This window comes from Asanoa sp. NPDC049573 (assembly GCF_040676615.1).
Classification (GTDB): domain Bacteria; phylum Actinomycetota; class Actinomycetes; order Mycobacteriales; family Micromonosporaceae; genus Asanoa.
The window spans coordinates 622,529-646,614 of record NZ_JBFAPI010000002.1 but is presented as its reverse complement, the minus strand read 5'-3'; the positions used below and the strand labels follow the sequence as shown (position 1 = coordinate 646,614).

The 24,086-nt window shown below is 72.6% G+C and carries 24 protein-coding genes; 14 read left to right on the top strand and 10 right to left on the bottom strand.

All coding sequences use genetic code 11. The features are described 5' to 3' along the window. Window positions 1-388: 388 nt before the first annotated feature. Window positions 389-2,911 (top strand): ATP-dependent Clp protease ATP-binding subunit, encoded by a 2,523-nt coding sequence (locus tag AB0J74_RS06650; protein WP_363445363.1) that lies wholly within the window; start codon window positions 389-391, stop codon window positions 2,909-2,911. A 48-nt stretch (window positions 2,912-2,959) separates the two neighbouring features. Here AB0J74_RS06650 and AB0J74_RS06645 read toward each other — a convergent pair whose 3' ends face one another. Further along, entirely contained in the window at window positions 2,960-3,871 is a 912-nt protein-coding gene (locus AB0J74_RS06645; protein WP_363445361.1) for an A/G-specific adenine glycosylase, read from the bottom strand. 80 nt (window positions 3,872-3,951) lie between these two features. On the opposite strand from AB0J74_RS06645, the gene AB0J74_RS06640 reads away from it, so the two are divergent. The 3 genes from AB0J74_RS06640 (at window position 3,952) to AB0J74_RS06630 (ending at window position 5,776) form a co-directional block, all read left to right on the top strand. Next, window positions 3,952-4,464, top strand: coding sequence for an ACT domain-containing protein (locus AB0J74_RS06640; RefSeq protein WP_363445359.1), 513 nt, complete (start codon window positions 3,952-3,954; stop codon window positions 4,462-4,464). A 7-nt stretch (window positions 4,465-4,471) separates the two neighbouring features. Then, window positions 4,472-5,014 carry a peptide deformylase gene (locus AB0J74_RS06635; RefSeq protein ID WP_363445357.1) on the top strand — a complete coding sequence of 181 codons (543 nt, stop codon included), beginning with the start codon at window positions 4,472-4,474 and terminating at the stop codon, window positions 5,012-5,014. A 75-nt stretch (window positions 5,015-5,089) separates the two neighbouring features. Continuing rightward, window positions 5,090-5,776 carry a hypothetical protein gene (locus AB0J74_RS06630; RefSeq protein WP_363445355.1) on the top strand — a complete coding sequence of 229 codons (687 nt, stop codon included), beginning with the start codon at window positions 5,090-5,092 and terminating at the stop codon, window positions 5,774-5,776. A 5-nt stretch (window positions 5,777-5,781) separates the two neighbouring features. Here the strand turns inward: AB0J74_RS06630 and disA are convergent, their stop codons facing one another. The 4 genes from disA to AB0J74_RS06610 all read right to left on the bottom strand — a co-directional run bounded on the left by disA (window position 5,782) and on the right by AB0J74_RS06610 (window position 10,204). Continuing rightward, a complete protein-coding gene (gene disA, locus AB0J74_RS06625; RefSeq protein WP_363445354.1) occupies window positions 5,782-6,975 on the bottom strand; it encodes a DNA integrity scanning diadenylate cyclase DisA in 1,194 nt (397 codons plus the stop codon). Window positions 6,976-7,100: 125 nt separating this feature from the next. Next, window positions 7,101-8,501: a DNA repair protein RadA gene (gene radA / locus AB0J74_RS06620; RefSeq protein ID WP_363445353.1), complete on the bottom strand. Its 1,401-nt coding sequence runs from the start codon at window positions 8,499-8,501 to the stop codon at window positions 7,101-7,103. A gap of 29 nt (window positions 8,502-8,530) precedes the next feature. Continuing rightward, window positions 8,531-9,241: a hypothetical protein gene (locus tag AB0J74_RS06615; RefSeq protein ID WP_363445352.1), complete on the bottom strand. Its 711-nt coding sequence runs from the start codon at window positions 9,239-9,241 to the stop codon at window positions 8,531-8,533. A 123-nt stretch (window positions 9,242-9,364) separates the two neighbouring features. Beyond that, window positions 9,365-10,204, bottom strand: a complete 840-nt coding sequence (locus AB0J74_RS06610) for a UbiA family prenyltransferase (RefSeq protein ID WP_363445351.1) — start codon at window positions 10,202-10,204, stop codon at window positions 9,365-9,367. Between the two features lie 63 nt (window positions 10,205-10,267). Between AB0J74_RS06610 and AB0J74_RS06605 the strand changes: the two genes are divergently transcribed. Genes AB0J74_RS06605 through AB0J74_RS06595 form a run of 3 tightly spaced genes read left to right on the top strand, consistent with a single transcriptional unit; the run spans window position 10,268 to window position 13,237 of the window. Further along, window positions 10,268-10,981, top strand: coding sequence for a methyltransferase domain-containing protein (locus AB0J74_RS06605; protein ID WP_363445350.1), 714 nt, complete (start codon window positions 10,268-10,270; stop codon window positions 10,979-10,981). Between the two features lie 43 nt (window positions 10,982-11,024). Next, the gene (locus AB0J74_RS06600; protein ID WP_363445490.1) at window positions 11,025-12,191 is read left to right on the top strand and encodes an acyl-CoA dehydrogenase family protein; all 1,167 of its coding nucleotides are present in this window, start codon (window positions 11,025-11,027) and stop codon (window positions 12,189-12,191) included. Continuing rightward, a complete protein-coding gene (locus AB0J74_RS06595) occupies window positions 12,185-13,237 on the top strand; it encodes a type III polyketide synthase (protein ID WP_363445348.1) in 1,053 nt (350 codons plus the stop codon). The genes AB0J74_RS06600 and AB0J74_RS06595 overlap by 7 nt, the downstream gene beginning before the upstream one ends. A gap of 36 nt (window positions 13,238-13,273) precedes the next feature. Here the strand turns inward: AB0J74_RS06595 and AB0J74_RS06590 are convergent, their stop codons facing one another. Both AB0J74_RS06590 and AB0J74_RS06585 read right to left on the bottom strand, forming a co-directional pair. After that, entirely contained in the window at window positions 13,274-13,432 is a 159-nt protein-coding gene (locus tag AB0J74_RS06590) for a hypothetical protein (RefSeq protein ID WP_363445347.1), read from the bottom strand. A 145-nt stretch (window positions 13,433-13,577) separates the two neighbouring features. Further along, a complete protein-coding gene (locus AB0J74_RS06585) occupies window positions 13,578-14,435 on the bottom strand; it encodes a hypothetical protein (RefSeq protein ID WP_363445345.1) in 858 nt (285 codons plus the stop codon). A 383-nt stretch (window positions 14,436-14,818) separates the two neighbouring features. On the opposite strand from AB0J74_RS06585, the gene AB0J74_RS06580 reads away from it, so the two are divergent. Genes AB0J74_RS06580 through AB0J74_RS06565 form a run of 4 tightly spaced genes read left to right on the top strand, consistent with a single transcriptional unit; the run spans window position 14,819 to window position 17,485 of the window. After that, the gene (locus tag AB0J74_RS06580) at window positions 14,819-15,304 is read left to right on the top strand and encodes a CarD family transcriptional regulator (RefSeq protein WP_116068121.1); all 486 of its coding nucleotides are present in this window, start codon (window positions 14,819-14,821) and stop codon (window positions 15,302-15,304) included. Window positions 15,305-15,346: 42 nt separating this feature from the next. Further along, window positions 15,347-16,039, top strand: coding sequence for a 2-C-methyl-D-erythritol 4-phosphate cytidylyltransferase (gene ispD / locus AB0J74_RS06575; RefSeq protein WP_363445343.1), 693 nt, complete (start codon window positions 15,347-15,349; stop codon window positions 16,037-16,039). A gap of 10 nt (window positions 16,040-16,049) precedes the next feature. Further along, window positions 16,050-16,526, top strand: coding sequence for a 2-C-methyl-D-erythritol 2,4-cyclodiphosphate synthase (gene ispF, locus AB0J74_RS06570; RefSeq protein ID WP_363445341.1), 477 nt, complete (start codon window positions 16,050-16,052; stop codon window positions 16,524-16,526). A gap of 23 nt (window positions 16,527-16,549) precedes the next feature. After that, entirely contained in the window at window positions 16,550-17,485 is a 936-nt protein-coding gene (locus AB0J74_RS06565) for a hypothetical protein (protein ID WP_363445339.1), read from the top strand. On the opposite strand, the gene AB0J74_RS06560 is transcribed toward AB0J74_RS06565, so the two are convergent. Beyond that, window positions 17,482-18,651 carry a cupin domain-containing protein gene (locus AB0J74_RS06560; protein ID WP_363445337.1) on the bottom strand — a complete coding sequence of 390 codons (1,170 nt, stop codon included), beginning with the start codon at window positions 18,649-18,651 and terminating at the stop codon, window positions 17,482-17,484. The two genes, AB0J74_RS06565 and AB0J74_RS06560, sit on opposite strands and share 4 nt — an antisense overlap. Before the next feature lie 113 nt (window positions 18,652-18,764). Between AB0J74_RS06560 and AB0J74_RS06555 the strand changes: the two genes are divergently transcribed. From AB0J74_RS06555 to AB0J74_RS06545, 3 genes are read left to right on the top strand one after another with little or no spacing between them, the layout of a single operon-like run. After that, a complete protein-coding gene (locus tag AB0J74_RS06555; protein WP_363445488.1) occupies window positions 18,765-19,601 on the top strand; it encodes a hypothetical protein in 837 nt (278 codons plus the stop codon). After that, window positions 19,598-20,806: a fumarylacetoacetase gene (gene fahA / locus AB0J74_RS06550; RefSeq protein ID WP_363445335.1), complete on the top strand. Its 1,209-nt coding sequence runs from the start codon at window positions 19,598-19,600 to the stop codon at window positions 20,804-20,806. The genes AB0J74_RS06555 and fahA overlap by 4 nt, the downstream gene beginning before the upstream one ends. Beyond that, window positions 20,790-22,067: a PQQ-binding-like beta-propeller repeat protein gene (locus AB0J74_RS06545; protein ID WP_363445334.1), complete on the top strand. Its 1,278-nt coding sequence runs from the start codon at window positions 20,790-20,792 to the stop codon at window positions 22,065-22,067. The genes fahA and AB0J74_RS06545 overlap by 17 nt, the downstream gene beginning before the upstream one ends. Here AB0J74_RS06545 and hisC read toward each other — a convergent pair. Continuing rightward, on the bottom strand, window positions 22,064-23,143 hold the full coding sequence (hisC, locus tag AB0J74_RS06540; protein WP_363445332.1) for a histidinol-phosphate transaminase: 1,080 nt from the start codon (window positions 23,141-23,143) through the stop codon (window positions 22,064-22,066). The two genes, AB0J74_RS06545 and hisC, sit on opposite strands and share 4 nt — an antisense overlap. Then, window positions 23,140-24,081 carry an RDD family protein gene (locus tag AB0J74_RS06535; protein WP_363445486.1) on the bottom strand — a complete coding sequence of 314 codons (942 nt, stop codon included), beginning with the start codon at window positions 24,079-24,081 and terminating at the stop codon, window positions 23,140-23,142. Before AB0J74_RS06535 ends, hisC begins: the two co-directional genes overlap by 4 nt. Window positions 24,082-24,086 lie beyond the last annotated feature (5 nt).

The window sequence follows — 24,086 nt, the reverse complement described above, 5'->3', positions numbered from 1 at the left end:
GGGCCCCTCCCTGCCGGCCGCCGAGCGCGGCCGGCTGTCCCCGCCCCGGCCGGGCTCCCTCCCGAGAAATGTCGTCTCGCGCTTTGTCCCGGTTTGCGACCTGATCCCCGTCGGTACCCGGTCGCGTCGCTCCTGATCACCGAAATCGCAGCCCCACCGTGTTCGCTCTGCGCGTACACGTTCCCACCCGGGAACAGCCGATAAGCGTGCAGAGTTGGCAGATACGTCGCGGACAGGGGCCAGTCCGGCGCGCACGGCCGTAGCTGACCGCGCCCGCGGCGATAGAGTGAGGGTGCGCAGGCGTCTTCCCCGGGCGTCTGTGCATTGGTTCCGCCAAGTCGCTGGTCCGGCCAGACTCAGGCGCACGGCACGTGAGGAGCACGAGGGCATGTTCGAGCGGTTCACCGACCGAGCGCGACGGGTTGTCGTCCTGGCTCAAGAAGAAGCCCGGATGCTCAACCACAACTACATCGGCACTGAGCACATCCTGCTCGGCCTCATCCACGAGGGTGAGGGTGTCGCGGCGAAGGCGCTGGAGAGTCTCGGTATCTCCCTGGAAGGCGTCCGCCAGCAGGTCGAGGAGATCATCGGCCAGGGTCAGCAGGCGCCGAGCGGGCACATCCCGTTCACGCCGCGGGCCAAGAAGGTGCTCGAGCTATCGCTGCGCGAGGCGCTGCAGCTCGGTCACAACTACATCGGCACGGAGCACATCCTGCTCGGGCTGATCCGTGAGGGTGAGGGCGTCGCCGCCCAGGTGCTGGTCAAGCTCGGCGCCGACCTCAACCGGGTCCGCCAGCAGGTCATCCAGCTCCTCTCCGGCTACCAGGGCAAGGAGCCGGCCGCGGCCGGTGCCACCCCGGGCGAGGCCGCGCCGTCGACGAGCCTGGTGCTCGACCAGTTCGGCCGCAACCTCACCCAGGCCGCCCGCGAGGGCAAGCTCGACCCGGTCATCGGGCGCGAGAAGGAGATCGAGCGGGTGATGCAGGTGCTCTCCCGCCGCACCAAGAACAACCCGGTCCTGATCGGTGAGCCCGGCGTCGGCAAGACGGCGGTCGTCGAGGGCCTGTCCCAGCGGATCATCAAGGGCGAGGTGCCCGAGACGCTGAAGGACAAGCAGCTCTACACCCTCGACCTCGGCGCGCTGGTGGCCGGCTCCCGCTACCGCGGTGACTTCGAGGAGCGCCTCAAGAAGGTGCTCAAGGAGATCCGCACCCGGGGCGACATCATCCTGTTCATCGACGAGATCCACACCCTGGTGGGTGCGGGTGCCGCCGAGGGCGCGATCGACGCGGCGAGCATCCTCAAGCCGATGCTGGCCCGTGGCGAGCTGCAGACCATCGGCGCCACCACGCTCGACGAATACCGCAAGCACCTGGAGAAGGACGCCGCTCTCGAGCGCCGGTTCCAGCCGATCCAGGTGGGTGAGCCCTCGCTGGCGCACACCATCGAGATCCTCAAGGGCCTGCGGGACCGCTACGAGGCACACCACCGCGTGTCGATCACCGACGCGGCGCTGGTGGCCGCGGCGACGCTCGCCGACCGCTACATCTCCGACCGCTTCCTGCCCGACAAGGCGATCGACCTGATCGACGAAGCGGGCGCCCGGATGCGCATCCGCCGGATGACCGCGCCGCCAGACCTGCGTGACTTCGACGAGCGGATCGCACAGGTCCGCCGCGACAAGGAGTCCGCGATCGACGCGCAGGACTTCGAGCGGGCCGCGCAGCTGCGCGACAAGGAGAAGCAGCTCCTCGGGCAGAAGGCCCAGCGGGAGAAGGAGTGGAAGGCCGGCGACCTCGACGTCGTCAGCGAGGTCGACGACGAGCAGATCGCCGAGGTCCTCGCCAACTGGACGGGCATCCCGGTCTACAAGCTGACCGAGGAGGAGACCTCCCGGCTGCTGCGCATGGAAGACGAGCTGCACAAGCGGGTCGTCGGCCAGGAAGACTCGGTCAAGGCCGTGTCCAAGGCCATCCGCCGCACCCGGGCCGGCCTCAAGGACCCGAAGCGCCCCTCCGGCTCGTTCATCTTCGCCGGCCCGTCCGGCGTCGGTAAGACCGAGCTGTCCAAGGCGCTCGCCGAGTTCCTGTTCGGCAGCGAAGACGCGCTGATCCAGCTCGACATGTCGGAGTTCCACGACCGCTACACGGTCTCCCGCCTGGTCGGGGCGCCTCCCGGCTACGTGGGTTACGACGAGGGTGGCCAGCTCACCGAGAAGGTGCGCCGCCGGCCGTTCTCGGTGGTCCTCTTCGACGAGATCGAGAAGGCACACCCCGACGTCTTCAACACGCTGCTCCAGATCTTGGAAGACGGTCGCCTGACCGACGGTCAGGGTCGCATCGTCGACTTCAAGAACACGGTGATCATCCTGACCACCAACCTGGGCACGCGTGACGTCGCCAAGGCGGTGTCGCTGGGCTTCCAGGCCTCTGAGGATTCCGAGTCCAACTACGAGCGGATGAAGCAGAAGGTCAACGACGAGCTCAAGCAGCACTTCCGGCCCGAGTTCCTCAACCGGATCGACGACACCATCGTCTTCCACCAGCTGACCGAGCTCGAGATCCTCTCGATCGTCGACATCATGATCCAGCGGATCGAGGCTCAGCTGCGCAACAAGGACATGGGCCTGGAGCTGACCGACAACGCCAAGAAGTACCTGGCGAAGAAGGGCTTCGACCCCGTGCTGGGCGCCCGGCCGCTGCGCCGCACGATCCAGCGCGACATCGAAGACAACCTGTCCGAGCGGATTCTCTTCAACGAGCTCAAGCCCGGTCAGATCGTCGTGGTCGACTGCGAGGGCGACCCGCAGGACATCGAGAAGTCGAAGCTGGTGTTCCGCGGCGCGGAGAAGCCGGTCGAGGTGCCCGACGCGGTGCCGGCCGACCTCGGCGCGGCGGAGGCCACCGAGTAGGAGTTCGACCGTGTGAAGGGCCCGGCGCGTCAGCGCCGGGCCCTTTCGCTATCCCCGGGGCAGGGCGAAAACGTCGCCGGGGAGCGGGTCGACCAGGCCGTCGTCGATCAGCCCTCGCAGGGCCCGGTCGCGCTGGATCGGCTCCGGCCAGACCACGTCCAACCGTGCCCGGGGCACCGGCTCGACGGCCTCACGGAGCACGGCCAGCAACAGGCCGCGGACCTGGCGGTCGGTTCCGGTGTACGTCTGTGTGCGCCGGCTGGGGCCGCCCTGCGCCGGCCGGCCGGCGGCCCGCCAGGCGCAGCGGTCCGCCACCGGGCACATCGTGCAGCGGGGCGTCCGCGCCACGCAGACCACGGCGCCCAGTTCCATGAAGGCGGCGCTGGCCCGGGCCGCCAGGGCCGGCTCGGCGGGCAGCAGGGCGGCGGTGGCGGTCAGGTCCGCCGGGCGGGTGGTGTGCCCACCGTCGGCGGCACCGGCCACGGCGCGGGCGACGAACCGCCGCACGTTTGTGTCGACGACCGGCTGGCGCTGCCGGTAGGCGAACGCGGCGACCGCACGCGCGGTGTAGGCACCGACGCCCGGCAGGGCCAGCAGCGGGTCGAGGTCGTCGGGTACCACCCCGCCGTGCCGCTCGGCGATCGCCGTGGCGCACTCGTGCAGGCGCAGCGCACGCCGCGGATAGCCGAGCCGGCCCCACATCCGGATCGCCTCACCGGGCTCGTCACCGGCCAACGCGGCCGGCGTCGGCCAACGGGCCAGCCACGCCTCGTAGGCCGGCAGCACCCGGGTGACCGGCGTCTGCTGGAGCATCACCTCGCTGACCAGGATCGCCCAGGCACCTGCGTCGGGATGGCGCCACGGCAGGTCACGGGCGTTGGCGTCGAACCAGCGGATCGCCGCCGCGGCGATGGTCTCGTCGACGATGTCTCTCCGCTCCTCACCCAGGTCGCCCGGCATGCCACCTTCACGTCATCGTCGATCCTGCCATTCCGCGCGGCGGCCTTCGGCTCGGGTGCGGATCCGGCAGACTCTGTCGGGTGGACGAGCTAGCGATCACCGTGATCGGCCGGGACCGGCCCGGCATCGTGGCCGACGTCGCCGAGGCGCTGGCCGACCTGGGCGCCAACCTCACCGACTCGACGATGACCCGGCTGCGCGGCCACTTCGCGATGACCCTGGTGTGCACCGGTCCCGACGCGGGCGAGGTCGAGGCCGCGCTCGCTCCGCTGGCCGTGCGCACCCGGCTGCTGGCCACCGTGCGGGCGGTCGGGCCGGAAGAGGCCACCACGCCGGCCGGCGAGCCCTACGTGCTCAGCGTGCACGGCGCCGACCGGCTCGGCATCGTGGCCGCGGTGACCCGGGTCGTGGCCGACGCCGGCGGCAACATCACCGACCTGACGACTCGGCTCGCCGGCCCCCTCTACGTGCTGGTGGCCGAGGTGGAGTTGCCGCCGGGCACCGCCGAGCAGACCGAGCAGCGGCTCAACGCGGCCGCCGCCGGGCTGGGCGTCGACGTCGTGCTGCGCCGCGCCGAGTCCGATGTCCTGTGAAGCCGGCGTGAGCCTCGACGCCTGGCTCGCCACCCTGGCCCAACCCGGTGTGGTCCGGCCGGTGGTCAACGCACCCGACCCGGTGCTGGCCCGGGCCGGCGACGAGGTCGACCCCACCGACCCGGCCGTGCTCCGGCTGGCCGCCGACCTGGTCGCCACCATGCGGGTCTCGCCCGGCTGCGTCGGGCTGGCGGCACCGCAGATCGGCGAGTCCGCGCGGCTGTTCGCCGTCGACGTGACGGGCCACCCGAAGGCGGTGACCGTGCACGGCACGTTCGTGCTCTGCAACGCGACGATCGTCTCCGCGACCCGCTGGCGTCCGGGGCGCGAGGGCTGCCTGTCCGTGCCCGACCTGACCGGCGACGTGAAGCGGGCCAGCCGGGTGGTGGTGGAGGGCGCCCTGCCCGGCACCGGCGAGCCGGTGCGGCTCACCACGGACGGGTTCGAGGCCCGCGCTTTGCAACACGAAATCGACCACTGCGCGGGCATGCTGTTCCTGGACCGGGTGGCCGGCGCGCACGCGCTGTATCAGCGCAAGGTCTATCTGTAAACGACCCGCGCGCCGGAATGTCGCGCGGCGCGTCGCAATGGCAAGAACGGCGCGCACCGATACGGTGATCCCATCATGCGACTGACGGTTGGCCCCCTGCCACCCGCCGTCTACTGGCGGCGTCGGGCAATTGTGCTTGGCACGGCCGTGGTCGTTATCTTCCTTATCGTGCAGTCCTGCTCGGGCGGCGATGCCAGTTCGTCGGGCAATGCCCAAAATGGACACAGCAGCGCACCGGCCGCGGCGCCGAAGACCACCGTCCTGCGGCCGCAGATCGACCCGACCACCGACGAGGCCGCGCCGACCCAAGACCCGCCGCCCAGCAACCCGGCCCCGCGCACCGGAGACGCCGCACCGCCGCCCGACGACGGCTCGTGCACCGACGCGGAAATGCTGGTCACGCCGGTGCCCGAGGTGACCTCGGCCGACCGCGGCACGCTGATCGCGATCCGATTGCGGATCAAGAACTCCGGCAAGCGCACCTGCAACCGTGACGTCGGCGCCGACCAGCAGGAGCTCTACATCAAGAAGGGCGCCGCGAAGGTGTGGTCCTCGGACACCTGCGGCAATGTCAAGGGCACCGACGTGCAGCCGTTCACGCCGGGCTTCGAGCGCGAATACCGGGTCGACTGGAACGGTCACGACGTGAGCAAGTGCGCCGGCATCCTGGCCGACGGCCCGATCCCGCCGGCAGGCGACTATCAGGTGTTCGGCCGGCTGGCGACCAAGACCAGCAACCCGGTGAAGCTGACCCTCAAGTAGGCCGGCTAGACGTAGCGCTCCAGGATGGACGCTTCTGCCAGCCGGGACAGGCCTTCGCGGACACCGCGGGCACGGGCGTCGCCCACGCCGTCGACCGCCTGCAGGTCTTCGACCGTGGCGCCGAGCAGGCGCTGGAGGCTGCCGAAGTGGCCGACCAGGCGGTCGACCACCGTGCCGGGTAGTCGGGGGACCTTGGCCAGCAGCCGGAAGCCGCGCGGGCTGACCGCGGCGTCGAGCGCGTCGGAGGCGCCCGGGTAGCCGATCGCCTTGGCCACGGCCACCAGGTCGATCAGCTCGGTCGCCGACAGGAGGTCGAGCTCGACCAGCGCCTCGTCGAGGGTGCGGGCGCGGCGGCCGACCGGCAGGTAGTCGCGGATGACCAGGGTGCGGTCGGCGTCGACGCCGGCCATCAGCTCATCGAGTTGCAGGGCCAGCAGGCGGCCGTCGGTGCCCAACTCGACCACGTAGCCGGAGATCTCGTCGGCGATCCGGCGGACCATCTCGAGGCGCTGCACGACCGCGACGGCGTCGCGGACCGTGACCAGGTCTTCGATCTCCAGCGCCGACAGCGTGCCGGAGACCTCGTCGAGGCGCATCTTGTAGCGCTCGAGGGTCGCCAGCGCCTGGTTGGCGCGGGACAGGATGGCGGCCGAGTCGTCGAGGACGTGGCGGTGGCCGGCGACGTAGAGGCCGATGATGCGCATCGACTGGCTGACCGAGATGACCGGGAAGCCGGTCTGCTTGGCCACCCGCTCGGCGGTGCGGTGCCGGGTGCCGCTCTCTTCCGACGGGATCGACGGGTCGGGCATCAGGTGCACGGCGGCCCGCACGATGCGGGTGCCGTCGCTGGAGAGCACCACCGCGCCGTCCATCTTGCACAGCTCGCGCAAGCGGGTCGCGGAGAACTCGACGTCGAGCGGGAAGCCGCCGGTGCAGATCGACTCGACCACCTTGTCGTAGCCGAGCACGATCAGCGCGCCGGTGCGGCCCCGCAGGATCCGCTCCAAACCGTCGCGCAGGGCGGTGCCGGGCGCCATCAGTGCGAGGTTGGCCCGCAACGGGTCGCCCGTCGGGGTGCCGTTGGACGACACCGCCGGCGCGGGTGACCCGACGACTCGCTGCTGTGGCGCGCCGGCGACACCAGCGCGGCCCGGCAGGCTCGCGCCAGGGGTCTTGTTGGGGTCGCGGTCGAACGGCACGGGCAACAGTCTACGGACCGTCATGAACTCGCTGCGGTCACGGTTGGGCGCCGGGGCCGCCGAGTGGGCCCCGACGTCGCCGGATCCGCCGGCAAGTTCGGCTGAATCGGGCGAATCGCCGCTGGTCACTCGGCCGAGAACCGCGCCGCCCACTGCAACGCCGAGGAGAGGTCGGCGACTTCTTCGACCCGCAGCCCGGGCGCGGCGACACCGGTCTTGGCCGGGCCGCAACCCGGCGGCACGAGCGCGTATTGGAAGCCCAACCGGGCCGCCTCGGCCAGCCGGCGGGGGACCGCTCCGACCCGGCGCACCTCGCCGGTCAGCCCGACCTCGCCGATCGCGGCCAGCCGGGGCGATATCGCCAGGTTGAGCCCCCCGGAGGCGACCGCGAGGGCCATCGCCAGGTCGGCCGCCGGCTCGGTGACCCGAATGCCGCCCACGGTGGCCGCGAAGACCTCGCGGTCATGCAGGGTGAGCTGCTTGGTGCGGGTCTGGAGCACCGCCAGCACCATGGCCAGCCGGGCGCTGTCGATGCCCGAGACGGTGCGCCGGGGCGAACCGGGCACGGCCGCGCCGATCAGCGCCTGCACCTCGGTGACCAGCGCGCGTCGCCCCTCCATCGCCACGGTCACGCAGGTGCCCGGCACGGCCTCGGCGTAGCGGGTCAGGAACATGCCGGACGGGTCGGCCAGGCTGGCGATGCCGGCCTCGTGCATCTCGAAGCAGCCGACCTCGTCGGCCGCGCCGAAGCGGTTCTTCATGCCGCGCACCAGGCGCAGTGCCGAGTGCTTGTCGCCCTCGAAGTGGAGCACCACGTCGACCAGGTGCTCGAGCACCCGCGGCCCGGCCACCTGGCCGTCTTTGGTCACGTGACCGACCAGCACGGTGGCGATGCCGCGCTCCTTGGCCACCGAGACGAGCGCCGCGGTCACCGCCCGCACCTGAGTCACCCCGCCGGGCACCCCCTCGGCCCCGGGCAGCGAGATGGTCTGCACCGAGTCGAGGATCAGCAGGCCGGGCTTGACCGCGTCGAGATGGCCGAGCACCGCACCCAGGTCGCTCTCGGCCGCGAGGTAGAGCCGCTCGTCGAGCGCCCCGATCCGCTCGGCACGCAGCCGGACCTGGCTGACCGACTCTTCGCCGCTGATCACCAGCGAGGGTGTCTCACCGGCCTCGGCCCAGCGCTGGGCCACGTCGAGCAGCAGGGTCGACTTGCCGACGCCGGGCTCGCCCGCGAGCAACACCACCGCGCCGGGCACCAGGCCTCCGCCGAGCACCCGGTCGAGCTCGCTGACGCCGGTCGGGCGGGCCCGGGCCGGCGCGGCGCTGATCGTGGCGATCGGACGCGCCGGCTCGGACGGCAGGCGGGTGGCGACCACCTTGCCGCCGACGGCCGGGCCGGTCGTGCTCTCCACGACCGAGCCCCACTCACCGCACTCGGGGCAGCGGCCCAGCCATTTGGGCGGTTGGTGGCCGCAGGCGTCACAGACATAGGCCGGGCGCGTGGCCGCGGATCGGGTGCTCACCCGCGGAATCTATCGAGAAGGTCTGACAATCAGCCTTGGTTGGGCGCGACATCGGCCTCGTTGCCCTCGTCCGGCACGACCTTCGGGCCGCGGGGCACCGGCGACAACGGGACCGCGAGCCCGGCCTGCGCGGTGAGCTGCTGGCCGCCGAAGTCGAACACCACCGGCACCGAGTCGCCCGCGGTGAGCGCCTTCGTCAGCCCGGTGAGCAGCAGGAACGAACCCTGCTGCTGGTTGAGCTGCACGAAGCCGGCCGGCGGGATGGTGAGCTCGGCCGGGCCACCGACCGGCGCCTGGGTGGCCGGCGCGGCGGGCGTGGTCGGCGTCGGCGTCCCGGTGGCGCCGGCGGTCGGCGTGGCCGTGGCGGTCGGCTGCGCCGGCGTGGGGCTCGGCGTCGCGTTGGGGTTGACCAGCCGCACGGCCTCCGCGCCCGGGCTGCTGACCCGCACCGTCACCGGCTCGCCGGTGTTGTTGTAGAGCACGAGGGACAGCCGCGCGTCGGAACCGGCGGGGTAGCCCTCGAGCTTGAAGTCGACGGTCATGTTGCGCACGCTGTAGGAGCCCTGGCCGTTGTTGGCGGTCAGGTCGGCGTCGATGCCGTCGATCGCCGGCACCGTGTCGGCGGTCGACGACGTCTGGCCGGAACCGCAGCCCGACATCAGCAGGCTCGCCGATGCCGCGACGGCCAGGCCGGCGAGCAGCACCGCGGCACGGCGGGTCCGGAACTTCGAGCGCGTCACGTCGCTCCTCCTCGCTTGCAGATCTCGCGGCCGGGCCTCTCCGGCAAGCCGCGCTCCAGGGTAGTGGGGCGTGATCCGCGGTGGACGATCGACCCGCACGCAGCGCGCCGCGCTCCTGAGCGGTCACACCACGCGACCGCTCGCGACCAGCAGGACCACATCGATCACGGCGACCGCCATCACCGACTGGAACATCGCGACGGGCCGGCCACCGCGGGCCGCGGCCGCGCGGCCCAGGGTCCAACCGAGGGGCAGCACCACGGCCGCCACCAGCACGGCCGCGACGCCGGCCCAGGACGGTGGACCGGCCGGACCGACCACCAGCGCGACGGTCGCGGCCAGCAGCAGGACCGCTGCGGCGAGGCGCGAGCCGGCCGGGCCCAACCGCTGCGGCAGGCCGCGTACACCGGTGCGGCTGTCGTCGTCGAGATCCGGCAGCGCGTTGGCGAAATGCGCGCCCGCGCCGAGCAACGCGCCGGCCAGCACCAGCCAGGCCGGCGGGGCCGGTGCACCGGGTAGGGCGACCACCACGAACGCCGGCAACAGACCGAACGACACCGCATAGGGCAGGACGGACAGCGGGGTCAGCTTGAGCGGCCAGTCGTAGAGCAGTGCGGAGACCAGCGCCGCGATCATCAGCAGCGCCGCCGGAAAGCCGGTGGTCAGCGCGACCAGCACGCAGGCGACCGACGCGGCCAGCCCGCACCAGCCGACCAGCCGCCGGTCGATCGCGCCGGCGGCGACCGGCTTGTCGGCCCGCCCGACGGCCCGGTCGCGCTCGGCGTCGAGCCAGTCGTTGACCCAGCCGATCGCGAGTTGGCTGGCGAAGATCGCGCCGGCCGTCTTGACGATCCCGGCGCCGTCGTGCCCGACACCCCAGGCGAGCAACGCGGTGACCGTGGTGACCGCGGCGGCCGGCTCCGGGTGGGAGGCGCGCACCAGCGCCCGAAAAGACCAAGACATGAACGAAGTCTGTCGGTTCGCGAGCCGTCGTGCCAGGCACGACGTGCCTGTACCGTTTTGCAAATGCGGTCTCCCCGCCTCCGTAACGACCCGCGCCAGTACCACGAGCTGGCCGGCGAATGGTGGCGGCCGGACGGCCCCTTCGCGATCCTGCACTGGCTCGCCGAGGCCCGGGCCCGGCTGGTGCCTCCGGCCACCGTGCCGGGCGCCGTGCTGGTCGACGTCGGCTGCGGCGCCGGGCTGCTGGCACCGCACCTGAGCGCGCACGGTTATCACCATGTCGGTGTCGACCTGACAATGTCGGCACTGGAGCAGGCCGCCAGCCACGGTGTCACGCCGGTGGCCGGTGACGCCGCGTCGATCCCGCTCGCCACCGGCAGCGCGCACGTGGTCGTCGCCGGCGAGATCCTCGAGCACGTCCCCGACCTGCCGGCCGCCGTCGCCGAAGTGTGCCGGGTGCTGCGCCCGGGCGGCCTGCTGGTGCTCGACACGCTCAACGACACCGCGCTGTGCCGGGTCCTCGCCGTGCACGTGGCCGAGCGGATGCCGCGGGCGCCGCGCGGCATCCACGATCCGGCTCTGTTCGTCGACCCCGACCGGCTGACCCGGCTGTGCGCGGCGCACGGCGTGCGGCTGGAGGTGCGGGGCATCCGGCCGTCGGTGCCGGCGGTCGCCGGGTGGCTGGCCGGTCGCCGCCCGCGCCCGGGCCGCCGGCGGATCCTTCCCGTCGCGACCACCGCCGTGCTCTACCAGGGGCGTGGCCGCAAGGACCGTTAGGACGTTGACAAATGCTGGGACCCGGAGGGGGCAAGTGGTGGCGGTGGTGAACGCGCTGGATTCGGCGCGACGGATAGCGCCGCGAATGGCGGCTCGAGCGGGTGACTACGACCGGGCGGGTGACTTCCCGGTCGAAGACTTCGCGGACCTGCGTACGGCCGGACTCTTCGGTTTGATGGTGCCCTCGGCACTGGGCGGTGTGGGCGCCAGCTTCGCCGACTACACGGCGGTCGCCTACGAATTGGCCCGCGGCAACGGCGCGTCGGCGCTGGTGTTCAACATGCATGCCTCGGTCACCGGCGCGCTGGGAGCGGTCACCGAGGAGTTGGCCGATTCGCTGGGCCTGCCCGACAGCGCGCTGGCCGCCCGTGACGGGCTGCTCACCGACGCCGCCAACGGCGCCTGGTACGGCGTGGCGATGAGCGAACGTGGCGCCGGCTCGCGCCTGTCCCAGCTGGCCACCACCTACGAGGTGGTCGACGGTGGCTATCACATCAAGGGCGCCAAGACGTTCTGCTCGGGTGCCGGTCACGCCGACGCCTACCTCGTGGCCGCCCGCAGCGTGGGTGACCAGTCGGTGGTCTCGCAGTTCCTGGTGCCGGCCGGCAGCGACGGGCTACAGGTGGAGAAGACCTGGGACTCGCTCGGCATGCGGGCCACCTCCTCGCACGACCTGCACCTCGACGTGACCGTGCCGGCCGACCGGCTGCTCGGTGGCATGGAGGGGCTGGCGCTGGTGGTCGCCCAGCTCATGCCGCACTGGCTGATCGCCAGCTACGCGGCCGTTTACGTCGGTGTGGCGCAGGCCTCGATCGACGCCGCGGTCGAGCACCTGAAGGCCCGCAAGCTGACCCACCTGCCGGCCGTCCGGGCCCGGGTGGGTCGCGCCGACGCGGCGGTGGCGGCCGCCCGGCTGGCGGTCGCGGAGGCCGGCCGGCGGGTCGACGAGGAGCCCGGCGACCCGGAGACCAACCGCTGGGTCTGGCGGGCCAAGCTGCTCGCCGGCACGACCGCGGCCGAGGTGGCCGCGTCGATGCTGGAGGCGGCCGGCACGTCGGCGACCCGGCGCGGGCATCCGCTGGAGCGGCTCTACCGCGACGCCCGCTGTGGCTCGCTGCACCCCGCGACCTCCGACGTCTGTGCCGACTGGCTCGGCATCGCGGCGCTCGGCGGAGACCCTGACCACGACGGATCGGCCCCTCGGTGGTGACGGGGACAGCCACCGTCGCCGGGATCGGATTGGCGTTGCCGCCGGCGGCCAAGCAGACCGACCTCTGGGAGAGCTATTTCCGGGAGCACCTTCCACCCTCCGCACGGTCGCTCGGTGAGCGGATCTTCACGCACTCGGGTGTGGATACCCGTCAGGCGTGCGTCAGTCCGCTGCTCGAAGACGTCTCCGACTGGTCGACCGCGAAGCGGATGCAGCGCTATCTGATCGAGGCGCTGCCGCTGGGCAAGGAGGCGGTGAGCCGGGCGCTGACCGACGCCAACCTGTCGATCAACGACATCGGCATGTTCGCGGTCTGCTCATGCACCGGCTATGTCACGCCCGGCCTCGACATCCTGCTCAGTCGCGACCTGGGGATGGCACCGGGCACCCAACGGCTGTTCATCGGGCACATGGGCTGTTATGCGGCTTTGCCCGGGCTCGGCGCGGTCGGCGACTACGTGACCGCGCGGGGCCGCCCGGCGCTGCTGCTCTGCGCCGAGCTGACCAGCCTGCACATCCAGCCGACGGCCACCCGTTTCGACACGCAGCAGATCGTCGCGCACGCGCTGTTCTCCGATGCCGCGGCCGCCGTCGTGGTGATGCCCGGCGGCCCGGGATATGCCCTGGCCGAGGTCGTCTCGGTGACCGACACGACCACCGCCGACCACATGACCTGGGACGTCACCGACCTGGGCTTCCGGATGGGGCTGTCGCCCAAGGTGCCCAACGTGCTGTCCCAACACGTGCGGGAGCTGGTCGACGGCATGCTGGCCCGGCACGGGTTGAGCCGGGGCGAGGTCGACGGCTGGGCGGTGCACCCCGGTGGGCCGCGCATTCTCAACGTGGTCGAGCGCGAGCTCGCGTTGAGCGCCGAAGACATGGCGGCGTCGCGGGAGACCCTGGCGGAGAACGGCAACTGCTCGTCGCCGACCGTGCTGCTGATCCTCGAACGGCTCCGGCGCCGGGCCCACCCGCCGGAGCGGATCGTCACGCTGGCGTTCGGGCCGGGGCTGACCCTCTACGCCACGCTGATGGTGCGCAACTGAGAAGCCGGCCGGCGCCCAGCGGGCGCCGGCCGGTCATCAGTGTGACGGCCCCCGGGTCGAGCGCGCGTGCTGGGCGCGCTGGGCGCGGCGCACGCGGGTGATCCGGTTGAACAGCCGCTTGCGGTCGGCCTCGGCGATCAGGTCGCGCTGGTGTTCGTGGGCCAGGGTGAGCATGAACTCGGGGTTCTGATACATCGTCGCGTCTCCTTGAGTGGCGTTCGCTTTGATGTATCTATCGTCGGCCGCGGCGCCGCCCGAGACATCGGGAGCGGTTCCCTAACTTGGCCGGTCTGGGGTGCTTACCCGGGTCCTCAGCGGCGCCTAGGCATACCTACGCGGGTCAGCGGACGGGCAGGAATGCCAGGTCGGCGCCGTAGGCACTGAGCGGCGTGGCGCTGTCGACCACGCGGGTCACCTCGCCGGAGCGGGCGACCAGCGCGATCGGCCCGGTCACGGCGCCCGGTGTCGCCGCACCGCCCAGGGCGGAGCCGGGTGTGGCCGCACTGCTTAGCGCGGTGCCTGGCGGCGCCGCACCGCTCAGCGCGGTGCCCGGTGTGGCGGCACCGGCCAGGAAGTCGTCGAGCACCCCATCGGGGTCGCGCAGGCGGCGCACGGTGGCGTCGGCCGGGCCGGGTAAGGGCGACGGTGACGGCACGTTGCCGATCGCCACGACGGTCACCCCGGCCGGGGCCGCTTCGGCGATCTCGGCGGCGCACGGGCAGTCGGGGCGCAGGATCAGCACGGCCGGCAGCAGCGAGGTCAGCGGCACCGGGCTGCCGCGCTCGTCGATCAGGTCGAAGACCGGCACCATCCGGCGGGCGCCGCTGGTGGCCGCGGCCGGGCTGGCCGAGACGCTGCTGGCCGGCGGCTGCGCGCCACGCCGCTCGTCGGGCCACGCCGCGGCGAACAGACTGATCACCGCGGCCAGCAGCGCCGCCGTCATGATCAGTAAGGGGATCCGCAGCGATGCCGGCTCGGTGGCGGCCGCGTCGCCGTCGGGCGGGACACTGCCGCGGAAGCCGGCGCTCGGGAAGACCCGCCCGGACCGGGCTCCGCCGACCCGCTCCTCGCGCAACTGCTGCCGCACCTGTGCGGCCTCTTCGGCGAGCTCTGACGCGTCGTCGGGGATCCGCACGTCTGGCGGTAGCTCCGGAAGCTCGTCGAAGGGCCCGCTGTCACCGTTATCCGGCGTGCCCATGCTGCCCCCTGCGCCCGTGATCGCGGCCGAAGCCGCGCCTCCATCCAGAGTGGCGTACGAGGCGGATGAGCGCCACAGTTCACCCGGAGTTCGCCATTATTCGATCTTGCATAACGTCACTGTCGTCGCCCGCACGCGGGCGGCGAACGACCCCTGCGGGTTACCCTTAGAGGTGGGAAGCATTCACGTGCGATATCGACGAAGCCCCTGCGTATTCGTAACCCGAAGGTTACTCAGCGTGTTGGAAAACGTCGGCGCGGAGCGTGTCAAGCCTGAGAAAGACCTGTCACAAGCCCTCTGAGCTGCACTAACGGTCAGGACCGGGATGGGACATCGGTGCTCCCGCGTGTTACCCTAGACACAGCGAAAGGGGTTTCGAACCTATGGTTTTCAGTGTCGGCGAGACCGTTGTTTACCCCCACCACGGGGCCGCACTCATCGAGGCAATCGAGACTCGGGTCATCAAGGGCGAGGAAAAGCTCTACCTGGTTCTCAGGGTCGCTCAGGGTGACTTGACTGTGCGGGTGCCCGCCGAAAACGCCGAGATCGTCGGTGTCCGTGAGGTGGTCGGGGAAGAGGGCCTGAGCAAGGTCTTCGATGTGCTCCGTGCTCCGCACACCGAAGAGCCGACCAACTGGTCGCGGCGTTACAAGGCAAACCTGGAGAAGCTGGCGTCCGGCAACCCGCTCAAGGTTGCCGAGGTCGTTCGTGATCTCTGGCGTCGGGAGCGGGAGCGCGGCCTGTCGGCGGGCGAGAAGCGCATGCTCGCCAAGGCACGCGACATCCTGGTCGGCGAGGTGGCGCTCGCCGAGAAGAGCACCAAGGACGAGGCGGAGATCCTCCTCGACAAGGTGCTCACCGAGGCCTGACGTCCGTTCCGCAACAGATCAACTCCTCGCGAGGACCGCGACGTGACCGCGCAGCTCAACCCGCGCGGTGACGTCGCGGTCCTCGTTCCAGCTGCGGGCAGCGGCACCCGGCTCGGCCCCGGCGCACCCAAGGCGCTGCGGCTGCTGGGCGGCGAGCCACTGCTGGTGCACGCGTTGCGCCGGGTGTGCCTGGCCCCCTCGGTCGCCCTCGTCGTGGTCGCGGCGCCGCCCGCCGAGGTCGACGCGGTGCGGGCCCTGCTCGCATCCGTCGCGCCGGTCACGGTGGTCGCCGGCGGCGAGCACCGGCAGGCGTCGGTGGCGGCCGCGCTGGCTGCCGTACCCCTGAATCTGCCGATCGTGCTGGTGCACGACGCGGCCCGCGCGCTCGCGCCGCCCGAGCTGGTCGAAGCCGTCGCCGCGGCCGTCCGGGCCGGCGCCGAGGCGGTGATCCCGGTCCTGCCGGTGGTCGACACGATCAAAGAGGTCGGCCCGAGCGGCGAGGTCCGCGGCACGGTCGACCGGGCGCCGCTGCGGGCGGTGCAGACGCCGCAGGGCTTCCAACGGCAGGTCCTGGCCGCCGCGCACGCCGCCGCCGTCGACCCGCTCACCGACGACGCGGGCCTGGTCGAGAAGCAGGGCGTACGGGTGACCTGCGTCCCCGGCTCCGACCACGCGCTCAAGATCACGCGCCCGTTCGACCTGCTGCTCGCCGAGCACCTGCTGGCCACCGAATAAGCTGCCCACCGTGGAGCTTCCTCGGGTGGGCATCGGCACCGACGTGCACGGCTTCGAGCCGGGCCGCGATTGTTGGGTCGCCGGGCTGCTCTGGCCGGGCGTCGACGGCCTGGCCGGCCACTCCGACGGTGACGTCGCCGCGCACGCCGCCTGCGACGCGCTGTTCTCCGCCGCCGCCCTGGGCGACCTGGGCAGCAACTTCGGCGTCGACCGGCCCGAGTGGGCCGGCGCGTCGGGCGTCACGCTGCTCGCCGAGGCCGCCCGCCGGGTGCGGGCGGCCGGCTTCGTGATCGGCAACATCTCCGTGCAGGTCATCGGCGTGCGCCCGAAGATCGGCCCGCGCCGCGACGAGGCGCAGAAGGTGCTCGGCGCGGCCGCCGGCGCACCCGTCACGGTCTCCGGCACCACCACCGACGGGCTGGGCCTGACCGGCCGAGGCGAAGGCCTGGCCGGCATCGCCGTCGCGCTGCTGCACCCGGCGTCCTGACCCCGCGGGCTACGCTCGGGCGCGTGACCCAGGACGCCGACCCGACCGAGGGATATCTGCGCCGCGCCGAGCTGCTCGCCGAATTGGGTCACTACGACGAGGCGGTGGCCGAGCTCGCCGCGCCGATCGCCCGCGATCCCGGCAACACCGAGGCCCTGCTCCTGCTCGCGGCCGTGGAGATCGCCGCCGGTCACGCCGAGGCGGGCCTGGCGGCGGCGCAGCGGGCGGTCGCGGCCGACCCCGGCGCCCTGCCGCCGCTGGTCGAGCAGGGTTTCGCCCTCTGCGAGCTGCGCCGCTTCAAGGAAGCGGCGGCGGTCGCCGACCAGATCCTGGCCGCCGGCCCCGACGACCCGTACGCCCAACTGCACGGCGCCGCGATCCTCGGCGAGGCGCGCAACGGCCAGCAGGCCCTCGACGCCGCGTGGCAGGCCGTCGCGCTGGAGCCCGACAACGCCCGGGCCCACCTGGTGCTGGCCGGCATCGCCGGGCGGCTGGAGCTGACCGAGCTGGCCGAGCGGGCCCGTGGCGAGGCGGTGCGGCTCGACCCGAAGCTCGAGTCGGTGACCGGCCTGCTGCGCCGCTACGCGACCAGCCCGCCGGTGCTGGCCGGCGCCCACCGGATCCCGACGCTGGCCGTCTACGCCAGCGCCTACACGGTCGCCGTCGCGGTGCTCACCGCGACGCTGCACCCGACCACGCCCGGCGCCTCGCGCGGCCTGGCCCTGGTGCTCGGCGCCGGCGGCCTGGGCCTGCTCGGGGTGCTGGCCATGCGCCTGCCCAAGCCGCTGGGGGCCCAGGTGCACGCCGACCGGGCCTCCGCCGTCGCCGGCTACGCGGCCCTGGCCGGCCCGCTGCTGATCCTGCTCTACGCCGTCGTCGGCACACCCTGGCCGCTGGTGGCGGCCATCGCCGCGACCGCGGTGGCCGGCGTCGCGCTGGTCTCCAAGCTGCGCTTCTAGAGCGTGCGCCCCGACCAGGTCCACGCGTAGCCGGTGTCCTCGCAGGACAGCGCGGCGTCGCAGAGGTCCAGCGGGCGGAACGTGTCGACCATGACGGCCAGCTCGTCGAAATAGTCGATGCCGATCGAGCGCTCGGCGGCGCCCGGCTGCGGGCCGTGCGTGAAGCCCGACGGGTGCAGCGACATCGAGCCCTGCTCGATCCCGGACCCGCGGCGCGCCTCGTAGTTGCCGCCCGTGTAGAACAGCAACTCGTCGGAGTCGACGTTGTGGTGGTTGTAGGGCACCGGGATCGACAGCGGGTGATAGTCGACCTTGCGCGGCACGAACGAGCAGATCACGAAATTGGGACCCTGGAACGTCTGGTGTACGGGCGGCGGCTGGTGCACCCGGCCGGTGATCGGCTCGAAGTCGTGGATCGAGAACGCCCACGGGTAGAGGTGCCCGTCCCAGCCGACCACGTCGAACGGGTGGCTGGCGTAGACGTGCCGGGTCCAGCCGCGCCGGTGCTGCACCAGCACCTCGACGTCCGTACCGTCTTCGACCAGCGGGGTTTCGGGCCCGCGCAGGTCGCGCTCGCAGTAGGGCGAGTGCTCCAGGAACTGCCCGCGCACCGACAGGTAGCGCTTGGGCGGGCCGATGTGGCCGGTCGCCTCGATCGCCAGCAGCCGCAGCGGCTCGTCGCCGGTGGGCACCAGCCGGTGGATGACCGAGGTCGGGATGATCACGTAGTCGCCGGCGGTGGCGTCGAGGACGCCGAACGTCGACTCGACCCGCAGCGCGCCGGCCTCGACGTAGAGGCACTCGTCGCCGACCGCGTTGCGGTAGAGCGGCGACGGGCGGTCGGCGGTCACGTAGGAGATCCGCACGTCGTCGTTGGCCAGCAGGTGGGCCCGGCCGAGCACCGGGTCGGCGCGGGGCGTGTCGAGCTTGTGGGTGCGCAGATGCCGCGGCTTGAGTGGACGGTTGGGCGTGCGGGTCCACGCCGGCGGGTCGAACTCCTCGGCGGCCACGATCGCGGTAGGCATCGCACGGTGGTAGAGAAGCGACGAATCGGACGAGAAGCCTTCCTGTCCCATCAGCTCTTCGGCGTAGAGGCTGCCGTCGGGCTGCCGGAACTGGGTGTGCCGCTTGCGGGGTACCTCGCCGACGCTGCGGTAGTAGGGCATGTCGACCTCCCGTTGGCGTCCGATAATCGGACACCGTTGTCCGTTTCTTGTAGCGTCTACTAAGTTCAGTAACCGTGTCAACCGATCGCCGGACGCCAACGGACCAGCCGTTGATCGCCTCGCTCTTCCATCGACTCGTCGATGACGCGGCGGTCTTCCCGCCTGGTAACGCCGCGCTGCCCGACGCGGTCACGGCACACCGCGAACACCGCGCCGCCTGGTACGCGGACCTGGTCGGCCCGCTGCTGGTGCCGGCGTCGTCGGCGGACGCCCTGACCGCCCTCCTCGACCCGGCCGAGCGGCTGGCCATCGGCATCATCGGCGACCTGCCGATCGATCGGCTCGGCGTCCCCGACGACCCGCGCGTGTCGGTCCGCCAGATCGAGGCGGCCGCCGCCAAGCGCGGCGAAGACCCTCAGCCCGGCATCGCCCGGTTGCTGGCGCTCGCCGACCGCCTGCCCGAACTCGACGTCTACGCCGAACTTCCACTCACGTTCGGGCTGCTGGCCGGCCTCGACACGGTCGCGGAAGCGCGGCGTGGCGGCGCCCGGGTCGCGGTCAAGTTCCGCACGGGCGGGCTGGCCGCCGAGCTGTTCCCGACGCCGGTCGAGCTGGCCGCGGTGATCTGCGCCTGTCGCGAGCGGGAGTTGCCCTTCAAGCTCACCGCCGGGCTGCACCACGCCATCCGGCACGCCGACCCGGAGACCGGGTTCACCCACCACGGCTTCCTCAACGTGCTGGTCGGCACCGCGCTGGCGGCGGAGGGCGCGGAGGTCGCCGACGTGGCCGAGGTGCTCGCCGCGACCGACCCGGTGCCGCTGATCGAGCCGGCCCGGGCCCGCCGCGACCAGCCGCGCGGCCTGTGGGTCGGGTTCGGTTCGTGCAGCATGATCGAACCGCTGACCGACCTGATCCGGCTCGGGCTGGTGAACGGGGGATACGAGGGATGACCTGGGTTCCGGGTGCTGCGGGCTCGCCGTACGGCGTGCACAACCTGCCCTACGGTGTGTTCCGGCACCGCGGCCGGCCCGACCGGGTGGGTGTGCGGATCGGCGACCTGCTGCTCGACCTCGACGGCGCCGAGGCGGCCGGGCTGGTGCTCGCCGGCGGCGCGCTGCGCACACCGACGCTCAACGCGTTCCTGGCCCTCGGCCGGCCACAGTGGAGCGCGGTCCGCGCCCGGGTGACCGAGTTGCTGACCGACCCGGCGCACCGGGCCGCCGTCGAGCCGTTGCTGGTGCCGCTGGCCGAGGTCGAGTTGGCGCTGCCGTTCCAGGTCGGCGACTACGTCGACTTCTACTCGTCGGAGGCGCACGCGACCAACGTCGGCCGGATCTTCCGGCCCGACGACGAACCGCTGCTGCCCAACTGGAAACACCTGCCGATCGGCTATCACGGCCGTGGCGGCACGGTGGTCGTCTCCGGCACGCCGGTGATCCGCCCGAGCGGCCAGCGGGCCACCTCGACGGGCCCGGCCTTCGGGCCCTCGACCCGGCTCGACATCGAGGCCGAGGTCGGCTTCGTGGTCGGCACGCCGTCGCCGCTGGGCAGCCCCGTGCCGGTCGACCGGTTCGCCGACCACGTCTTCGGCGTCGTGCTGGTCAACGACTGGTCCGCCCGCGACCTGCAGGCCTGGGAATACCGGCCGCTCGGCCCGTTCCTGGCCAAGTCCTTCGCCACCTCGGTGTCGCCGTGGGTGGTGCCGCTGGACGCGCTGGCCGAGGCCTGGGTGCCGGCACCCGAGCAGGACCCGCCGGTACACGACTACCTGCGTGACATCCCGCACCTCGGCCTCGACCTGCGGCTCGCGGTCGATTGGAACGGCACGGTGGTCAGCCGGCCGCCGTTCGCCGGGATGTACTGGACCCCGGCACAGCAACTGGCCCACCTCACCGTCAACGGCGCCGCACTGCGCACCGGCGACCTCTACGCCTCCGGCACCGTCTCCGGCCCGGCCCGCGACGAGACGGGCTCGTTCCTCGAGCTGACCTGGGGTGGCACCGAGCCGGTCAAGCTCGACGGCGGCGAGCGCACCTTCCTCGAAGACGGCGACACGGTGACCATCAGTGCCACCGCGCCCGGGCCACACGGTGTCACCGTCGGCCTGGGCGAGGTGTCCGGCACCATCGTCGCCGCCGGTGCGCCGCACCGGTAAGGTGCCCACCGTGGTGGGATCGGCCCGGCGCCGGGTGATCGCGGTGCTCGCCGGCCTTGTGCTGGTGGCGGGCGCCGGTCTCGTGGTCTACCGGGTCTTCGCACCCGGCGAGGTGTTCGCCGAGCCGTCGAGCGGCTATCCCGCGGCGCCCACCCCGCGTCCGGCGGCGGTGCTCGGCACGCTGCCGGCCGCCCCACTGATCGTCGACGGCCGGCTGCGGGTGGTCGCCGACAAGCGCCAGGTCCGCGCCGACGGCCCGGTCGACTCGCGCTACCTCAACACGCCCTACTGGTCGTTCCGGCGCTGGCCGGCCGAACTCGTCGGCGTGGTGGCCGCGGGCACGACCGTGGTCACCCGCTGGTCCGACGGCGAACTCGTCGGCCTCGACGCCCGCACCGGGCGGGCCACCTGGCGGGCCAAGGGCGAGAAACCGACATCCCCCGGGTACGCCGGCCGGCGCACCGGCGCGCAGACCGTCTACGAGCCGCCGGGCCTGTTCCTGGCCGGCAACACGGTCGTGGTGGCGGGCGCGACCGCGACACAGGCCTACGACGCGACCACCGGCGCGGCCGGCTGGCACGACCCGGCACCCTGCGGCGGGCCCGACCCCGCCGGGTTCACCACGGCCGACAACCGGGTGGCGGTGCTGCGGGCCTGCGACACCGCGATCACGCTGCTCGACGCCGGCAGCGGTGCGGCCGCCGGCAGCATCGCCCGCAGCGCCGGCGACCTGGCCGCCGAGCCGCTGGACTGCGCCGCGCCGCGGTCGGGCTGCGCCGGGCTGCGTCTCGACCAGGGCGGGCACCGAACGGCCTGGCTGTTCGACGGCCAGCAGCCCCGGCAGGTCGGCGAGGCGGCCGAAGGCAGCACCGGCCCCGGCCTGGCCGCCGCCGACGCCTGGCTGGTCGACGGGCTCACGGTCCGGGTCGACGGCACGGCCGTGGTCGCGGCCAACGCCGGCGACGGCGCGGCGCGCTGGCGGCACGACCTCGCCGGGCCGGACGCCCAGGTGATCGCCGTGCAACCCGGCACGATCCACGTGCTGACCGCCGACCGCGACCTGATCACGCTCGACGCCGCGACCGGCGCCGAGCGATCCAGGATCCGCTACACCTACTTCGCCGAGCGGACCAACTGGGTGCCCGGCTACACCTACGCCGTCCGCGGCTTCGTGCTCACCGAGCGCCTGGCGGAGCCGGCGGCCGAGGACGACGCCGACTACTACTTCGACGCCCAGCCGGTGCTGCTCGCCCGTTCCTAGAGCGCGTTGGCCGCCGCGGCCAGGAACGCGTCGTTCTCGGCCGGGGTGCCGATCGTGACCCGTACGCCCTCGCCCTGGAACGGCCGGACGATCACGCCCTGCTTCTCGCACGCGGCGGCGAACTCGGCGGAGCCGGCGCCCAGTGGCAGCCAGACGAAGTTGGCCTGCGAGGCCGGCACGTCGGGCACCAGCTCGCGGATCGCGGTGGTGACCCGATCGCGCTCGGCGACCACCAGCGCGCACCGGCGCTCGACCTCGTCGGCCTGCTTGAGCGCGGCGATGGCCGCCGCCTGCGCGACGATGCTGGTCGAGAACGGCGTGACGACCTTGCGCACGGCGGCCGCGACGGTGGGCTGGGCGACCAGATAGCCGATCCGCAGGCCGGCCAGGCCCCAGGCCTTCGAGAGGGTACGCAGCACGACGACGTTGGCCCGGTCACCGTAGGCGCCGATGCCGTCGGGCACGTCGGCGTCGGTGATGAACTCGCGGTAGGCCTCGTCGAGCACCACCAGGACGTCGTCGGGCACGGTGTCGAGGAAGCGATCCAGCTCGGCACGGCCGACCGTGGTGCCGGTGGGGTTGTTGGGGTTGCAGACGAGGATCATCCGGGTCTGGTCGGTGATCGCCGCCGACATCGCCCGCAGGTCGTGGCCGTGCCCGGCGGTGTTGGGCACCCGCACGCTGGTGGCGCCGGTGGTGGTGGCGATGATCGGGTAGGCCTCGAACGACCGCCACGAGTAGAGGATCTCGTCGCCCGGCAGGCAGGTGACCCGTGCGAGGTGCTCGGCGAGCGCGACCGAGCCGCAGCCGGTGGCGATCCGCTCCGCGTCGACACCCAGGCGGTCGGCGAGCGCGTCCCGCAACTCGACGGCGGCGAGGTCGGGATAGCGGTGCGACCCGGCGGCCGCCGCGGTGACCGCCTCCACGACGCCGGGCAGCGGGCCGTAGGGCACCTCGTTGCTGGCCAGCTTGATCGCCTCGGTCATGCCCAACTCGCGGGCCAGGTCGGCGGGATTGCGGCCGGGCACGTAGCTGGGCAGCGAGTCGAGGTCGGCCCGGGTGAGTCGAGGTGTCATGACGGGCCTCCAGATGGGGGCGGCGGGGCGGTCCCGGCCGGCGGGTAGGCGCGCGCGACGACCACGACCGTCCTCGCGTGCTTGTCGTGCAGGGCCTGGTGCAACGGGCGGTCGACGGCCACCCACAGGGAGTCGAAGAACTGCAGGATGAAGCCGATGCAGCAGGGCCACAACAGCGTCGACAGTCCCGGGATGCTCCACCGGCGCGCCGACCGGACGAAGCCCATCTTGGGCACGCCGTCGGTGCGCACCACGCGCAGCCCGACCAGCCGCTTGCCGAGGGTCTGGCCGGTGTTGGCGACCGCCGGCACCTCGTAGGCGAACCAGAGGGCGAACGCGATGAGCAGGATCACGATCTGCAGCCGGCTGGCCTGGGCGCTGGGAGTCAGTTGCATCAGTTCGGTGAGCGAGTCGCCCTCGGCAGCGCGGGCGTTGAACTCGCGGTAATAGGGCCGCACCTCTTGCACGTACTGGTAAACGAACCAGCCGTTGACGACCACGTTGAGCAGCAGCACGGCGACGATATCGATCAGACGGGCGACCAGGCGCAGCCCGGGCGGCGCGAGCGGCACTCCGGCCGGCGCCATGGCCGCGGGCTGCGGCATGGTCTGCACGGGGAGCGGCTGGGGCCGGCTGTAGGTCTGCTGCTGGCCATAGAGCGGCTGCCCGTAGCTCGGCTGCTGCCCGTAGCCGGGGTAGCCGTTGCCCCCGTGGCTCTGGCCGTAGAGGGGCGCTCCGTTGGCGATCTGGCCGGCCGGCGATGTCGGTGCCGGAGTGCCGCCGGGCGGCGGGGTGGGCTCCGGTGGCGGCGGAGGCTCCTCGGGCGGGCCGTCGGGGGGTGTCGCGTCGGCGGGGATAGGCGCGCCGATCCAGCCTTCACCGTCCCAATAGCGCTGGGTGGTCGGTTCGGCTGGGTCTTTGTACCAACCCGGGGACACTGAGC

Bases quoted from the DNA above. Each gene is read 5' to 3' on its own strand.
- AB0J74_RS06560 (WP_363445337.1), bottom strand. From the start codon at position 18,651: ATGCCCTACTACCGCAGCGTCGGCGAGGTACCCCGCAAGCGGCACACC.
- AB0J74_RS06645 (WP_363445361.1), bottom strand. From the start codon at position 3,871: ATGCCGGGCGACCTGGGTGAGGAGCGGAGAGACATCGTCGACGAGACC.
- AB0J74_RS06605 (WP_363445350.1), top strand. From the start codon at position 10,268: ATGCGGTCTCCCCGCCTCCGTAACGACCCGCGCCAGTACCACGAGCTG.
- AB0J74_RS06590 (WP_363445347.1), bottom strand. From the start codon at position 13,432: ATGTATCAGAACCCCGAGTTCATGCTCACCCTGGCCCACGAACACCAG.
- AB0J74_RS06650 (WP_363445363.1), top strand. From the start codon at position 389: ATGTTCGAGCGGTTCACCGACCGAGCGCGACGGGTTGTCGTCCTGGCT.
- hisC (WP_363445332.1), bottom strand. From the start codon at position 23,143: ATGACACCTCGACTCACCCGGGCCGACCTCGACTCGCTGCCCAGCTAC.
- AB0J74_RS06610 (WP_363445351.1), bottom strand. From the start codon at position 10,204: ATGTCTTGGTCTTTTCGGGCGCTGGTGCGCGCCTCCCACCCGGAGCCG.
- AB0J74_RS06585 (WP_363445345.1), bottom strand. From the start codon at position 14,435: ATGGGCACGCCGGATAACGGTGACAGCGGGCCCTTCGACGAGCTTCCG.
- AB0J74_RS06580 (WP_116068121.1), top strand. From the start codon at position 14,819: ATGGTTTTCAGTGTCGGCGAGACCGTTGTTTACCCCCACCACGGGGCC.
- fahA (WP_363445335.1), top strand. From the start codon at position 19,598: ATGACCTGGGTTCCGGGTGCTGCGGGCTCGCCGTACGGCGTGCACAAC.
- AB0J74_RS06630 (WP_363445355.1), top strand. From the start codon at position 5,090: ATGCGACTGACGGTTGGCCCCCTGCCACCCGCCGTCTACTGGCGGCGT.